The organism is Streptomyces sp. NPDC029041 (assembly GCF_040637515.1).
Lineage (GTDB): Bacteria > Actinomycetota > Actinomycetes > Streptomycetales > Streptomycetaceae > Streptomyces.
Map to the genome: position 1 here is coordinate 613,866 of NZ_JBEZWO010000003.1, position 14,174 is coordinate 628,039.

The 14,174-nt window shown below is 68.7% G+C and carries 12 protein-coding genes and 1 pseudogene; 8 read left to right on the forward strand and 5 right to left on the reverse strand.

Going from position 1 to position 14,174, the window contains the following annotated elements; all coding sequences use genetic code 11:
* The first annotated feature begins 62 nt into the window (after positions 1–62).
* Positions 63–2,825, forward strand: coding sequence for a GTPase (locus AB0F04_RS09985; RefSeq protein ID WP_362039671.1), 2,763 nt, complete (start codon positions 63–65; stop codon positions 2,823–2,825).
* Positions 2,818–4,512, forward strand: a complete 1,695-nt coding sequence (locus tag AB0F04_RS09990; RefSeq protein ID WP_362039673.1) for a GTPase — start codon at positions 2,818–2,820, stop codon at positions 4,510–4,512. Before AB0F04_RS09985 ends, AB0F04_RS09990 begins: the two co-directional genes overlap by 8 nt.
* 62 nt (positions 4,513–4,574) lie before the next feature.
* Here AB0F04_RS09990 and AB0F04_RS09995 read toward each other — a convergent pair whose 3' ends face one another.
* Entirely contained in the window at positions 4,575–4,760 is a 186-nt protein-coding gene (locus AB0F04_RS09995) for a DUF397 domain-containing protein (protein WP_362039675.1), read from the reverse strand.
* Positions 4,757–5,644: a helix-turn-helix transcriptional regulator gene (locus AB0F04_RS10000; protein WP_362039677.1), complete on the reverse strand. Its 888-nt coding sequence runs from the start codon at positions 5,642–5,644 to the stop codon at positions 4,757–4,759. The genes AB0F04_RS09995 and AB0F04_RS10000 overlap by 4 nt, the downstream gene beginning before the upstream one ends.
* A gap of 175 nt (positions 5,645–5,819) precedes the next feature.
* On the opposite strand from AB0F04_RS10000, the gene AB0F04_RS10005 reads away from it, so the two are divergent.
* From AB0F04_RS10005 to AB0F04_RS10020, 4 genes and pseudogenes are all read left to right on the forward strand, one after another.
* Positions 5,820–6,278, forward strand: coding sequence for an ATP-binding protein (locus AB0F04_RS10005; protein ID WP_362039679.1), 459 nt, complete (start codon positions 5,820–5,822; stop codon positions 6,276–6,278).
* A gap of 194 nt (positions 6,279–6,472) precedes the next feature.
* A pseudogene (locus AB0F04_RS10010) lies at positions 6,473–7,125 on the forward strand (class I SAM-dependent methyltransferase).
* Between the two features lie 264 nt (positions 7,126–7,389).
* A complete protein-coding gene (locus AB0F04_RS10015) occupies positions 7,390–8,682 on the forward strand; it encodes a PIN-like domain-containing protein (RefSeq protein ID WP_362039680.1) in 1,293 nt (430 codons plus the stop codon).
* Between the two features lie 64 nt (positions 8,683–8,746).
* The gene (locus AB0F04_RS10020) at positions 8,747–9,010 is read left to right on the forward strand and encodes a hypothetical protein (RefSeq protein WP_362039681.1); all 264 of its coding nucleotides are present in this window, start codon (positions 8,747–8,749) and stop codon (positions 9,008–9,010) included.
* Positions 9,011–9,040: 30 nt separating this feature from the next.
* Here AB0F04_RS10020 and AB0F04_RS10025 read toward each other — a convergent pair whose 3' ends face one another.
* The 3 genes from AB0F04_RS10025 to AB0F04_RS10035 all read right to left on the reverse strand — a co-directional run bounded on the left by AB0F04_RS10025 (position 9,041) and on the right by AB0F04_RS10035 (position 11,159).
* The gene (locus AB0F04_RS10025) at positions 9,041–9,268 is read right to left on the reverse strand and encodes a hypothetical protein (protein WP_362039683.1); all 228 of its coding nucleotides are present in this window, start codon (positions 9,266–9,268) and stop codon (positions 9,041–9,043) included.
* A gap of 167 nt (positions 9,269–9,435) precedes the next feature.
* The gene (locus tag AB0F04_RS10030; protein ID WP_362039684.1) at positions 9,436–9,981 is read right to left on the reverse strand and encodes a hypothetical protein; all 546 of its coding nucleotides are present in this window, start codon (positions 9,979–9,981) and stop codon (positions 9,436–9,438) included.
* Complete coding sequence (locus AB0F04_RS10035) at positions 9,978–11,159, reverse strand: XRE family transcriptional regulator (protein WP_362039685.1); 1,182 nt, start codon at positions 11,157–11,159, stop codon at positions 9,978–9,980. The genes AB0F04_RS10030 and AB0F04_RS10035 overlap by 4 nt, the downstream gene beginning before the upstream one ends.
* Before the next feature lie 211 nt (positions 11,160–11,370).
* On the opposite strand from AB0F04_RS10035, the gene AB0F04_RS10040 reads away from it, so the two are divergent.
* On the forward strand, positions 11,371–13,788 hold the full coding sequence (locus AB0F04_RS10040) for an AAA family ATPase (protein WP_362039688.1): 2,418 nt from the start codon (positions 11,371–11,373) through the stop codon (positions 13,786–13,788).
* A complete protein-coding gene (locus AB0F04_RS10045) occupies positions 13,785–14,162 on the forward strand; it encodes a hypothetical protein (RefSeq protein WP_362039690.1) in 378 nt (125 codons plus the stop codon). Before AB0F04_RS10040 ends, AB0F04_RS10045 begins: the two co-directional genes overlap by 4 nt.
* Positions 14,163–14,174: the final 12 nt, after the last annotated feature.

Genomic DNA, 14,174 nt, shown 5'->3' on the forward strand with positions numbered 1-14,174 from the left:
AGGCGGTTGCCCAAGCATGCGGGTGTGCCGGTCTGCCACCGTCCGGGAGCACTCTCCGGTGGGTGTCCGAAGCCGTGGCGTCGTGCGTCGAAGAAGGGGAACTGGTCCGTCTGGCAACGGCTCGGGGTCGGACTCTGACACCGAGCGAGGCCAGAGCCCTCCGAGAGTTGATGCGGCTCGAAGGACTGCGTTCTCATCTCCAGGCGCTCGAGGGCGTGACGGCTGAGGCGCTCAGGGCAGACCTTGCGGCTGTGGCGCTCGCGGAACGGACACTGCCTGGAGTCCTGGAGCGGTGTCATCGTGCGGATCAGGGGTGGCCCGAGGAGATCTGGCGTTCGATCTTTGAGGTCGACGTCGATCGCGCGGTGACCGACTTGAGTCGCCGCCGGCGTAGTCGGCAGGCGTCAGGTGCACGTGAGCTCGTGCTCAAACACAGTGTCTCCACAGCGCGGGATCTGCGGAACCAGGATCTGGTGACGCGGCTTGGGAAGGTGCAGGACTTCATCGCCGCGAATGAGTCGTACGAGGCGGTTTTGTCCGTGCAACCGGAATGGTGGCGCTGGCTCGGGACGAACGTGCCGTTCACGTTCAGGGCGGATCGGCGTGATGCCCTGGTCTGGGCGATCGGGGCTCGCGACACCGGCGTCGTTTCGGGAGGCACTCTGGAAATGCTCGCGGACGACCGCGCGTGGGCAGTGATCGAGCATGGGCTCTCGACGGCGCTCGTGAGCCCGACCGCTTCCCTCGAAGCGCCGGCCACGAGTTCTGCCGCGCGGCTCGCGACGGGGCTACTGGCGGTCGCCTCCCAGACCGACATCGACAAGCTGCGTGCTCTTGAGTCCTGGTACACGGAGAACGTCGAGTCGTTCGACCGCGTGGCCGCCGCGATGGACGCGCGACGAACCGAACCGGGTCTCGGCGAGGCCCTGGAGTCCCTGGTCGGCGAGCTCGCGCTTCCGCCCGGGGCGGTGGACGTGAGTCGCTCGGCCTACCGCAATGTCCACTCCATCCTCCGGGCCAAGGCCGAAGCCGGCCTTCAGCGGACGTCGTACTCCCCGTACGCGATCGAGAGCGAGGATCTCGTCCGGTCCATCAGCCGTATCGGCTCGCTCGAACGCGAACTGCACGATGCCGTGCGGACCGTGCCCGCGGTGGGTGGCAGACTGCTTGTGGCCATCGCCGGAAGAACCAAGTCCGGGAAGACCACGCTCCGCAAGGCCCTCATGGGCGATGCGGACCGAACCGGGATCGGGCGAGGCGCACACCGCACCACACGGAAGACCTCCGCGTTCGATGTCGGCTCCGTGACCTACCTCGACACACCCGGCGTCGCCGCGAAGGACGACGACTTCGACGCCCAGCTTGCCCGAGACGCATGCGATAGTGCCGACGCCGTCATCTGGAACTACGCCGACACGCTGCGCGACGAGGAGTCCGCCGAACTTCAGCGACTTCTCCTGTCGGGGAAACCTCTGCTGACTGTCGTCAATGTGAAGGGGCTGGTCAACACACCTGTCCGTCTTGAGCTCTTCGCCGATCACCCGAACAGAGAGTTCAAGTCAGCGCCGGAGCACGCCGTCCGGATCGAACAGGTGGCCAGAGCGGTCGAGGTCGCGCCGCCCGTCATCCTCGCGGTCCACTCCGGCGCCGCGCACGAGGCGCTGTCCACGGAGGATCGCGAGCTGGGAGACAAGGCCCTTCGGGCGAGCAGGCTGCCCGAGCTGGAGCGGTCCCTCGAACAGCTCCTGGCCGAGCGCGCGATTCCCCTTCGCGCCGTCCGGCTGGCCGAAGGCGTACGGGCGCCGCTCGCCGCGATCCACGATCGGCTGACCGTGGAACTCCCCGTGATCGACGTCGCGCTTGGCGAACTAGAACGCTCGGCGCCGGATGAACGGGCCGCGTTGCTCGAAGCTTTCCGGACCGCGGGCCGGAACACGTGTGGCCGGCTCGAAACCGAGCGGCACCGTGCCAAAGAGCGGTTGCCGGATGTGGTTCGGGAGCTGGGCGGCGCGGCTCACGCGCAGCGGTGGAGCGACTTCGTCACCGGTCTGGATTTGGAGGCACTGGTCTCAAGTCTCGGAAGTGACCTCGATCAGGAGGCGCGGAAACGGGGGAAGGTTCTGCGCACGCGGGCACGCGGCCCAGAGTCTCAGGACGACGAGCAGTTGGAAGTGCGGCCGCGTCCCGACGTGAAGCCCGGCAGCGTGAGCACGGCTGCTGCCAAAGGGGCGGTGACAGCCCTCTTGGGCTCCGTCGCCGCCAAGGGAATCCCCAAGAAGCTCGCTCCCCCTCCCGTGGTGGTGGCGGACTACGTACTGACGCCCCTGACCGGAGCGGCGAAAGCAGTGAGCGGCGAGGTTGATCGCCTGCGACAGGCGCGGGACGAGTGGACCTGCGAGACCACGGCCGCAGCCGAGGCCAGGCTCGATGAGCTGTTCGACGGGCGCGAAGCGCAGGTGGCTCGTGTCGTCGACGACACAACGGCTCAAGTCAATGCTCAGTTCGAAGCTCAGTCCGCAGACATCGGTCGCACGCGGGAGCGTTTCGAGCAGCTCCGCCGACTGAGGTCGGCCGTGCGCTCTGCCCTTGACGCGATCGACCTCGTACTAGTGCGCCGGCTCCTGGTCCTTGTGGGCGGTGACCCGGCGACCGTCCGCTCCGCACGCCGAACGCCAGGAGTCGAACTTCGCGTCTGGACCGACGCGTCCAGCGTCGCGGACGTGCGGGCGTGCTTGCAGGAGCGAATCATAGACGTCCTCACCGAGCGGATCGAGATTTGCTCTGAATTTATAAGCGGAGATGGAGATGGGACCGCGCATGACTGACGGGAGGCTGGACGCCCGCGTACTCGCGCTGAGTGCACAGGCGAAGGAGATCCTGAACGCTCACCCTCGTACCCGGGGCCTGACAGCGAGTCTGCCGGAGGCGGACACAAGCCCGCTGCGGATCGCGCTCCTGGGGCCGTACAGCGCCGGGAAGTCGATGCTCATCGCGGCACTGCGTCGACTTCCGGCGGCCGAGGTCGAAAAGCTCGTCGACGCGGCACCCAAGACACAGGAGGCGACGCCGTATCCCTGGAACGGGCTGACGCTGGTCGACCTGCCCGGAACACTGTCCGGCAACGACGAACACTCCGCGGCAGCCCGGCGTGGAGTGCGCGACGCGGACGCGCTGATGATCGTGACAACGAGCGAACTGCCGGGCGAGGCGGAGACCGAGGCGATCTTGCAGGCGCTCGATGCCGACGGGTTCGCTGACCGCAGTGTCGTCGTCGTCAACAAGATGAGCGCCGAGAACAGCGACCGCGAGGTCATCCTCGACGAGATCCGCAAACGGCTCGGACCCTTCGCCGATCGTGTCCCGGTCATCCCGACCGACGCGCGCGACTATGTCGACGCGGGCAACGAACCCCGGTTCACTGATGAACACCGTGAGTTGCTCGTGGCGGAGAGTGGCATCGACGCCCTCACCGCCGAGCTGCGGACCATCACGGCACCTGGTGTCGAGGGAATGCGGCCCAAGGCGCAGGCGCACGAACTCATCCGGGTTCTGGCGGACGCCGAGCAACGGTGGGAACTGGACGGAGAGGAACTCGACGCAGCGCGGACCACGAAGAAGGCCGAGGAGTCGATCTCCCGAGCGAGGACGGCGGTGCTGGACACCCTGGAGCGGGAGAGCGAGATCGCCGCCTCCAGGATCAGAACGGCGGGAGGCAGAGCCGCCGACAGCGTCTCCGAGAAGAACGGTGCCGTCCCCGTCGACATCGCCACCGACGTCACCGAAGAACTGATCGATGCCCGCACCGACTTCGACATCAGGTTCTCCTCATCGATGAAGGCGGTGTTCGATGCGCTGGTCGCCGAGTACGGCGACGCCGTACCCGAGCCGGAAGCCTGGGTGAACGACGTCGACGCCCCCGAGGCGACACTCGCCGCGCCCACGGAGACACCGTACGAACGGGCCATCAGGGAAGCCGCCGAAAAGGCCGCGAAGGTGGGCGCCAAGAGACTGCACGCGTGGATCGAGAAGGTCGCCGGAGAGCCGGAAGCGGCAGCCAAGATCGTGAACTGGCTCAACAAGACCCGCGCGGGCCAGAAGGTGTTCGACGCCAGCGGGAAAATCACCGACGGCGTCGGCAAATTCAAGCCGTGGGGCAGGATCAAAGCGACCCAGAAGTTCGCCGGTGCGGCCGGAAAGGCGCAGTGGGCGTTGGCGGCCATGGGCCCGTTGATGGACGGGAAGAGCATCGTGCAGGACCAGAGCAAGTGGAAGGCGATCAAGAAGCGCCGACAGGCGCTCCGGGATCACTTCGCCGACGTGGCGCTCAGACAGCGGACCGACCTCAATGACACCGGTGAGCAGCATCTCAGCGAGTGGATCGCCGAGGTGGAGCAGTCGCTCAGCGGTCTCACGAAGCAGGGTGCGGAGATCAGCGCTGCGCGTGAAACAGCGCTGGAAGGAATCAGGAGCCTCCGCGACGAGGCAGAGAAGCTTGTCAGGCCGGGCGACTGAGACTGCGGCGGGCCGATGTCCCGGCGGTGGATGTCATCACACGACCGCCGGGACGAACGTACTCAGGCCCCTGCCGCGAACTCCACGAACCGCGACCAACCATCCCGGCCGACGGCGAAGTGGGGGCGTGTCACGTCCTTGGAGTCCCGTACGCAGACGGCCTGTTCGGTGACGGCGACCTCGACGCAGCTGTCACCCTGGCTGCCGCTGTAGCTGGACTTGAACCACGCCAGTCCCGTCGTGCTCATAGTTCTCCTTGGAGTCGCTCCAACAGACCCCGCGAGTCCTTGGCGTTCAGGGCCTGCGAGCGCAGTGTGTCATAGCGCTGGCAGAGCAGGCTCACCTCTTCCGGGTCGGAGATCAGGCGGCCGTTCTGCTGTCCTTCGGAGTACGCCAGCCGCTGCCCCTTCGGAGTCTCCAGAAGCTGCAATGGACCATCGAGGCAGGCGTGCAACCCAGCCTCCAACGGCACGATCTGCAGCGTCACATTGCGCGGCGCGCTCAGCTCCAGTACATGGTCGAACAGCTCCTGCATCAGCTCCGTGTCCGCGAACCGCCGCCGAAAGACGTGCTCTTCGACGATGAAGCTGAACGGCGTCGTCGGCCGCTCGAACAGCATCCGTTGCCTCTCCATCCGCCGGGCCATGAAGTCTTCCATCTGGTCGTCCGGTGCCACCGGAACGGTCCCCTCGAACACCGCCCGCGCATACCCCTCCGACTGCAACAGCCCCGGCACCAACCTGCACTCATACGTACACAGGCTCTCCGCCACCCGCTCCAACCGAGCCCACTGCCGAAACCAAGCCGCGAGCCCCACATCCCCTCGCCCCCGCGTCACGTACTTCGACGACTTCCGCAACGCCCCGGTGTTCCCGAGAAGTTCCTCCGACCGCACCACATACGACTCGTCGGGCATCCGCCGCCCCAGCTCCACCGACTCCACGGTGTGCTTGGAGAAGCGCACCAGGCCCGCGAACTCGGCCCTGCTGTACCCGGCGTGCTCGCGCAGCGCCTGCTGGACGGCTCCCCAGGTCCGCAGACTGTCGGAGGGGTCGGGCTCACGATCCGGCTCACCGCCGACCGCCTCCCCGTCGCCGCAGCCCTCGGCCATGATGTCGATGCCGCCCGTCATACGCGGCCACCTCCCGTTCCGTACACCTGACACGCACTGTCCGTCGCTCCACACCCGACAGCACCCAGCGTGACGGAGGACCCCGCGTACAGTCCACAGAATGTGTCCGTACACTGACGCACCGTACGGGCGTCCCTCCTGGAACGCACCCCCGCACGCCCGCCACATTGGCCCCATGAGCGCAACCCTCCCCCAACCGCCCAGCACCGTGGCCACGTTCGCCCAGTTCCTGTCCTCCACCCGCCGAGGAGCCCGCCTCGCACGCCTTCTCGCCACCACCCAGCTCCGCGCCTGGGGCCTGTCACCCGAAGTGACCGAGCGAGCCGAGCACATCGTCGCCGAACTCGCCGCCAACGCCACCTTGCACGGCCGCGTCCAGGGCCGAGACTTCCGGCTCGCCCTCACTCTCGACACCACAGCCGCCCTCCTCCGCATCGCGGTCACCGATGCCAAGGGCGACCAACTCCCCGTCGCACCCACCGACTCGACGACGTACGGCGAGTCCGGCCGAGGTCTACTCCTCGTCGGTGCACTGGCCGACCGCTGGGGCACCGAACCGCACCCGCCGGGCGGCAAGACCATTCGGGCCGAGGTGAGCCCCGTTGCCAGACCTACCAGTGGCTTGTACGAGTGACGCCCAGCCCGCCCGTGACGGGCGCGCTCCCAGGGCTCGGCGATCAACGTGGAGCTCTGGGCCATCAACGGAGCGGACTGCTCACCGTGCGACGACAAGGTCCCCGACAGCCATTGAGCCCCGCTACAGTCGCCCCCGTCCTCACGGCTCCCCGAGGGCGGGTGCTCCCGCTGCCGACTACACGAGGAACCGCTGTGCCCGTACCACACGACAGCGCCGCCGAGATCGAACTGTGGGACGCCTACGCCGAATCCGCGTTCAAGGACGACGCCGAGCCGTCGTTCTGCTGGACCCAGTACGCCGGCCACGGCCCCGGACCCGAACTCCTCGGCAGCCCGGAGACCGTGCTGGAGATCGGATGCGGCACCGGCCGCGCCCTCGCCCACCTCGCACAACCAGGGGTCAAGGTCACGGGGGTCGATTTGTCGCCGCGCATGGTGGCGCTCGCGAGCGCGAAGTGGGCCCCACTCGGGGTGCGGATCGAGCGGGCGGAGGTCCTCGACTGGCTGGCCGCCGACGGGGGCCGGTACGACGCCGTGTACTCCGTCTTCGGAGCGGTCTGGTTCACCGACCCGTCCCGCCTCTTCCCCCTCGTCCGCGAGCGCCTCGTCCCGGGCGGCGTCTTCGTGTTCTCCCAGCCGCCGGCCATTCCGGGCGCCTACGGGCCGCAGGGCATGTACACGGGCGGGTTCGCGGGGAAGGCCATGTTCACGTACTGATACAGCACAAGCCCGCAGTGTGGGAGCGGCACCTGCTCCGAACTGGTTTCACGTCCACTGAGGCGACGGTGGTGGATGCCCCGAGAGCCGGGCACATCGGCACGCTCATCGTCCAAGCCCGCGCCTGACAGAAGCGTCACGGCCCCCGGTCGGCATCCTTCGTAGCCGACCGGGCCACTCCTGGAGCAGCACTCGCACTGGCGCCAGACCGAGGTGGGTCCCCGGCCCAGTTGACGGGGAGCCTCCCGACCAACTGATCGGCGTAAGTTGCCCGTTCACTGCCCGTCGTCACCTTCGACGCGCTACGTTCCCAGCAGGCGAGCGTGAGGGGGCGGGGGGCGGGCCGGTATGCCTACCCCTCGGACGCGGCGTATGGCAATGAAGGGGGCGCAATGGCGGAGGACACGACGGCCGGGGCGGACAACCGAGGCCTCTTCGACGACTTCGGCGCCTTCCGGACGCCGACCACCGACGACTTCACCTCTGTGCTGACCCACGGCCTGGTCGCCCCCGACGCCAACGTCCTGCTGAACCTCTACCGCTACACCGAGCAGGCGCGCGGTGACCTGCTGCGTGCGCTCGGCGCCGTGGAGGACCGGTTGTGGGTGCCCCACCAGGCACTCGTGGAATTCTGGCGGAACCGTGAGAGCACCCTCAGCGACGCCCGGTCGTCCGGTGCGCAGGCCGCCGAGGACATGGCCGGTCATGCGGCCCAGGCGGAACGCACCCTGCGCACCTGGGCCAATCGCGTGGCCCTGCCGGAGGAGGAGACCGACCGTCTGCGCAGTCAGCTGAACGAGGTCTTCGACGACGTGCAGGAGGCGATCGTCAAGGTCGGCGAGGGCGAATGGCAGAACATCACCCATGACACGAGCACCGATCCGGTCATCGCGGAACTGGAGCCCGCGCTCGACGGCCGGGTCGGCGCTCCACTGAGTCCGCAGGACCACGACAAGGCGATCGCGGAGGGCATGCGCCGCGTCGAGAAGCGGCTGCCTCCGGGATACATGGACAAGACGAAGGACGGTGTGGGAGCCGCCGCCGACTATCTCGTGTGGGAGCAGATCCTCCGGGAGGCCGGCCGCCGCCGGTGCGACGTGCTGTTCGTGACGGCGGACGTCAAGGAGGACTGGTGGCGCAAGGAGCAGGGCTTCAACCGTGGCCCGCGGCCGGAACTGACCGAGGAGCTCAGGACCCGGGGTGGCGGGCGCCTCTTCATGCTTACGCCGAAACGGTTCCTGGAGGTCGCCGCGCCGATCCTGGAGTTCGGCCTCCGGGAGGGGTCCGTCGAGGACATCGAACGCGTCGAACGGATCGGGACCGACGACGGAACCTACGGCGGCTGGACGACCGACGCGCTCCAGGAACTCTTCGACCGGTTGACGTACGAGAACTACGAAGACAGGGTCGCCGTCATCAAGTACGCCGCCGAGAAGGACGGCGTCGCCGACGCCAAGAGCGTCTACGACATCTGCCACTACCCCGAGGACCGCTCCCTCAGAGGCTTCACGAAGCCGGTCACCCGCATCACCGGCCTGCTGCGAAGCCTGGGCAAGATCCCGGAGGCGGCCGTCCAGGTACTGAAGGCCGAATACAACGCGGGCCCCGGCCCCGCGTCCGGCTTCTCCGTCCACCCACTCCTCGTACCGCTCGTCAACGAGCTGGGAGACGAGGACGAGTCGTGACCGCCCTCCGGGCATCGCACGGTGTGTAAGCGGCCGGCGGAGCCACATTGTTACTCTCCCCGTCATGCCTCATGCAGCAGCACGGGAGATGCGCTCTCCGATCCTGTCGCTCCACCCGTACGTACCGGCTGTTGAGCAACAGGGCGACGTGATCTGCTCGATGGCGTCGCGCGGCGAGTGCGACCACAAGCTCGTCGCGGAAGTACGGCCCGAGTTCAGCGACGGCACCTCTCCCCGCTGGCGGGTGTGCGGCGCGTGGCTGACCAGCCACCCATCAGCCATCGCCCACATCACCACGAACGGCTTCCAGGAGCCCGTCGTCCCCTGACTGGCCGGTGCCGCACCGCTGCCACGGCGACTACGCCGGCCGATACACGGCCTGATCCGGGTCCGGCCGCACGATCAGACCGTCCTTGGCAAGCTCGCGCAGGTTGTGGCGGGCTTCCTTACCCGCGGCTTCGTCGCTCACCGGCTGATACCCGGCAACTCGTAGAGCCAGTACGGCACGTCCCGTGTCCCAGGTGCCACCCAGCGCCTGGATCATCGTGGCGAGCGCCTGCTTGTGCGTCAGCGGCTTCTCGGTCATCTCACCCTCCCCTTCAAAGACCGCCACAGCATGACACGCAACGGCAGGGCTCCTGCCGGACGGTCCGACTCTGAGAACGAACCGGGTTTCACCGGCGATCTGACCTGCTGAACGTCACTGCGCGCCAGTCGCCGTGCGGGGCCTCGGGGTCACGCGCGTACTCCCGCTCAGCACAGCAGATCCCCCGCTCGGCGTGGAATACCCCGTAAGTGGCGCCCTGCTTGCTCCATGCGCAGGAGGAGACGATGGCCGTCCTCGGCCGTGACCAGACCGCCTACGGCGGCCTCACGCATCATGTCGACGCTGTCCTTCACGCAGATGCCCTTGCGGTGCGCGTACCGGCCCGCTTCGCCGTCGTCCGTGATCCACACCGAGTCGGCGAAATCGCTGCGATGCTCGATGACAACCAGGGTCTCGGCCTCGCCCAGGTGTTGCAGCGGACGGGTCGGGGAGCCCGCGAAGACGACTCGGCGGACGCGGTCGACCAAGGCGGTTTCGGCGGGATCGTCGATCTCGATGGGATCACCGAGCCAGCCATCGACCCGCACCCGGTGCAGCTTCGGCCAGAACCGCGCAGACTGCTCGGCCTCGGCGGCCACGGCCTGTGTCCAACGGCCCCGACCGTCAAGCACCTTCTCCAGGAGACTCAGCCGGTCGACCGAGGCGAAGTTGCACAGCACGGTGTTGTCGGGGAACCAGCAGTGGCGCGTCATGGCTGGAAGACCAGGTCCCCTTCGTCCATGTCGCTGCCGGACGGCACATCCTCCGGCGGAGCCGGTTCGGGTTCCAGCAGTTCGCGCATTTTGTCCACATCCTGGCCCGTGTAGGCGGCCAGCGGGCGCAGTGTCGTGTCCCCCGCGAGGTAGGCCTCGTAGAGCAACTGAGCGGGACGGAAGGGCAGTCGTCTTGCCAACGACCACGTCTTGCGGGCCTCGAACAGATCGCTCTGTCCGGTCAGCCAATGACAGTCCTGCGTCGTGAGTCCGCGCAGCCTGTCCGCTGCCTCCGAGGTGATCAGGCCCAACTGCGTGAGCCGTGCCGCGAGAGCGCTTGGGGACACCTGGAAGTGCACGACCAATGAGGCGAGTTGCTCATCGGTGATGTCCTTTCCCCCCGTCCACGAACTGATCTCACTGTGCGGCATCAGGAAGTGAGCGGCGAACACATTGGCCCGCACCTCGGTCAGGTCCTTCTGACGTCCGGGCGACAGATACGTCTCCGTCAGCAGGTCCTGGGCGTCCCTGGCCAGGATGTGACCGAGTTCGTGGGCGAGGGTGAAGCGCTGCCGGGTCGGCACCTTCGTCCGGGCGATCATGATGAGCCGGAACTCGTCCGCCTGCCAGGCCGCGCCGTCGATTCCGTCCGGCAGCCCGAGCTTCGCGACGTCGATGCCGAAGGCACGCTCCAAAGCCTGAACCAGATCGGCCGTGCCCAGATCGCTGACGGTCGGTGAGCCTGCGGCGGCGAGTACGGCAAGGGCGTCCTCCGCGAGAACCGCACCCTGGTCGACGTAACGTCTCATGTCCGCGCGGACGCCGGGCAGTTCGGGCAGTCGCGGCGAAAGACCCAGTAGGTCGATCACCTCATGTGCCGTGGTGAACCTCTCGACGAGATCCTTGAGCTGACCGCGCCCCGGGTCGTCCACCGGCGGGGCGCTGGTGCGGGCCGCGACGTCGGGGCGCAACGGTTCGCGACCGGTCAGCAGCCAGTCGACCGTGGTGCCGCCGAAATCCGCGATCCGGGCGAAGTCGTACGAGGTGAATCTGCGGACGCCACTGAGGGATTTCGACAGCTTGTCAGGCGACAACCCGACGACCTCGGCGAACGCCGCTTGGCTGATCGAGGCCGCTGCCATGACCTTGCGTACACGATCGATCACGGACTCACTCATAGGTTCACCGTAGGGATGGGTTGCGAAAATCGCAACACGACCTCTAAGGCGATCCACCCCCGTGCGTACACAAATTCGAGCCTGTCGAAATCTGCAAATGCGTTGACAGTGCTCACAGGATGTCGTCATGCTCAAATCGCCAACACCGCGTGACTCCAGTCCGCGTGACCCGCGTGGCCCCTCCTGCCGCGCCCGACAACGGGAACCGACCATGACCGATCAGCCCCCTGCCTCCCTCCGCGCTCTCCTCCTCGACCGCCTGCGCCACTCGGACCTCGCGCCTCAGGTGCAGGAGCTGCTGCGCGAGCTGGTCCCCGACGAGCCGGCCGGGAACAGCGGAGGTCGCGCCGGCCCCGTGCAGCTGCGGTCCATCACCGCGGCCGGCTGGCGCGGTGTCGGTCCGCGGACCACTATCGAACTGCCGCCCGGCCCCGGGCTGGTCGTCGTCGCGGGTCCCAACGGCTCCGGGAAGTCGAGCTTCGCCGAGGCCGCCGAGACCGCGCTGACGGGACGCAACTCCCGGTGGGCCGGACGGCGGGCCACCGACTGGCAGAAGGGCTGGCGCAACCTGCACAGTCCCGACGTCACCCCCGAGGTCTGCGTCGAGCTGGCCGTCGGCGAGCGGGGCGAGGCGGTGACCGTGCGGCGGACCTGGCACGGGCTCAAGGTCGACGAAGCGCGCACCGAGGTCGAGGGGCCGGACGGCTCGGAGCGGAAGCTGGAGGAGGTCGTCGACGCCGAGGCGCTCGACCTCGCCCGGCCCTTCCTGCCGTACAGCGAACTCGGTTCGATGATCAACGGCACGCTCGGGGGTCTGCACGACGCCTTCTTCAAGCTTCTCGGGCTCGAACTGCTCGCCGACTTCGACGGCCGGGTCAAGGACACGGCGAGCGAGTGCGAGCAGGCGATCAAGCACGCGGACGCCCTCACCGCGCAGCTAGTCGACGCGCTGAGCACGCTCGACGACCCCAGGTCCCGCGAGGCCACCCAGGCGCTGTCGGGGGCCAAGCGCGACCTCGGCCGGGTGCGTGCAGTACTGGGGAGCCGTACCCCGGCCGCCCAGGCCGAGCTGGCCCGGCTGCGACAGCTCGCGAGCCTCGCCGGGCCGGATCTGGCGGAGGTCGGAGGGGCCGTCGGCCGGCTGCGGGAGGCCGCCGCCGCTGCCGAGGAGGCCCGGTACGGCAGTGCCGAGGAGGCGCGCCGCCTGGCCAAGCTGCTGGAGGCGGCGATCGAGCACCAGCGGCGCTCGGGAAGCCCGGACTGCCCGGTCTGCGGGGCCGAGAGCCGGCTGGACCATGCTTGGGCCGAGCAGGCGCGGACGGAGGTGGAGCGACTCCAGGCGGAGGCCGCCGGCGCCGAGGCCGCGCGACAGGAGGTGGCGGTGGCCGTGCGGGCCGTGCACGGGCTCGTGCAGCCTGTTCCGGTGTGGCTGCGCGGCGAGAACTCCCCGCTCACGGTGGTCTGGCAGGAGTGGGTCCAGTGCCGGGACGTCACCCACCCCCGCGAGCTGGCGGACCGCGTCGAGCGCGCCGCGGCGACCCTGGACGACGCCTGCCGGCAGGTGCGGGAGGAAGCCGTTCAGCGGCTCTCCGCTCATGACGTCGCCTGGCAGCCGTTCGCCGTACGGCTGGCCGAGTGGCTCGGAGCCGAGGAAGCGGCGGAAGCTGCGCGCGAGCGGCGCAAGCACGCGCGAAAGGCGCGGGCCTGGCTGCGGCCGATCATCGACGAGCTGCGCGACGAGCGACTGCGGCCGTTCGCCCAGCGGTCGCAGGAGGTGTGGCAGAAGCTGTGCGAGCACAGCAGCGTCACGCTCGGTTCCGTCACCCTCGCCGGCACGCCTGGTCGCGGGAAGGTCGAGCTCGACGTCTCCGTGGACGACATGTCCGCCCCCGCCTACAGCGTGATGAGCCAGGGCGAGCTGCACTCGCTCGCGCTCTCGCTCTTCCTGCCTCGTGCCACGCACGCGGACAGTCCGTTCGGGTTCCTCGTCATCGACGACCCCGTGCAGTCCATGGACCCCGAGAAGGTCGAGGGTCTGGCCCGGGTGCTCGACGCGCGCGCCCAGGACCGGCAGGTGATCGTCTTCACCCATGACACCCGGCTCCAGCAGGCCATCGCCCACCTCGGCATCAAGGCGACCGTCCTGCGCGTGAGCCGCCAGACGGACTCCGTGGTGGGTGTGGAGACGCTCACCGATCCGGTGGAGCAGGCTCTCGCGGAGGCGCGGGCCGTCTCCCTGGACCGCAGCCTGCCGCAGGACGTGGCCGACCACGTGCTGCCCGCCATGTGCAGGGTGGCGGTGGAGGCCGCCTGCCTGGAGACGGCACGGCGCAGGCTCCGCGACGAGGAGGGGCTCGGACTTCGGGCCGTGGAGGGGCGCGTGGAGTCCCTCGATCGCACCAAGACGTACGTGTCGCTCGCCCTGCTCGGCGACGAGCATCAGCATGCCCGTGCAGCCGTCGAGCGGATCTGTCCCGGTGGCTGGGCGCTGATCGAGGCCTTCAATTCGGGTGCTCACACGCCCCTGCCGACCGTCGAAGACCGTAAGGACCTCGTCCGCCGGACCAAGGCGCTCGCGGCGGCGATCCGGAGCAGCGCCGGGGCCCAGGGCACTGGGGGCAACCGATGAGCGCGTCTCCTGAGGTCCTGGTGGCCGCCGCCGCCCGACTCCTCCTGCCCGCCCCCGGCACCGTGACCACCCTGCCCCCCGGACTGCGCGCCCGTGCCGCCGCGGTCCTGCTGCGCATGGCACTCGACCAGGCCCTGGACGCCTACTGGCAGCAGGTCACTCCGTCGATGACGCGGGTCGGCAAGCACCGGATGCTGTGCCTGGAGTGGTACGCGGGCCGCGACACCGCCCGCCGATGCCGCACCACCTGGTCGGCGCTCAGCGCGGCATGCCACTACCGAACGCACGAGCTGCCGCCACGTCCGGAGGAGATCCACGGGCGGCTGCGGGAGGTCACCGGCCTCCTGACCGTCCTCCGCGCCATGGGCAGCTGAGCCGGCCTCTTC

Coding starts and splice junctions, on each gene's coding strand:
- AB0F04_RS10045 (WP_362039690.1), top strand. CDS start 13,785: ATGAGCGCGTCTCCTGAGGTCCTGGTGGCCGCCGCCGCCCGACTCCTC.
- AB0F04_RS10025 (WP_362039683.1), bottom strand. CDS start 9,268: ATGACCGAGAAGCCGCTGACGCACAAGCAGGCGCTCGCCACGATGATC.
- AB0F04_RS10040 (WP_362039688.1), top strand. CDS start 11,371: ATGACCGATCAGCCCCCTGCCTCCCTCCGCGCTCTCCTCCTCGACCGC.
- AB0F04_RS10030 (WP_362039684.1), bottom strand. CDS start 9,981: ATGACGCGCCACTGCTGGTTCCCCGACAACACCGTGCTGTGCAACTTC.
- AB0F04_RS10035 (WP_362039685.1), bottom strand. CDS start 11,159: ATGAGTGAGTCCGTGATCGATCGTGTACGCAAGGTCATGGCAGCGGCC.
- AB0F04_RS10015 (WP_362039680.1), top strand. CDS start 7,390: ATGGCGGAGGACACGACGGCCGGGGCGGACAACCGAGGCCTCTTCGAC.
- AB0F04_RS09990 (WP_362039673.1), top strand. CDS start 2,818: ATGACTGACGGGAGGCTGGACGCCCGCGTACTCGCGCTGAGTGCACAG.
- AB0F04_RS10000 (WP_362039677.1), bottom strand. CDS start 5,644: ATGACGGGCGGCATCGACATCATGGCCGAGGGCTGCGGCGACGGGGAG.
- AB0F04_RS10020 (WP_362039681.1), top strand. CDS start 8,747: ATGCCTCATGCAGCAGCACGGGAGATGCGCTCTCCGATCCTGTCGCTC.
- AB0F04_RS09995 (WP_362039675.1), bottom strand. CDS start 4,760: ATGAGCACGACGGGACTGGCGTGGTTCAAGTCCAGCTACAGCGGCAGC.
- AB0F04_RS10005 (WP_362039679.1), top strand. CDS start 5,820: ATGAGCGCAACCCTCCCCCAACCGCCCAGCACCGTGGCCACGTTCGCC.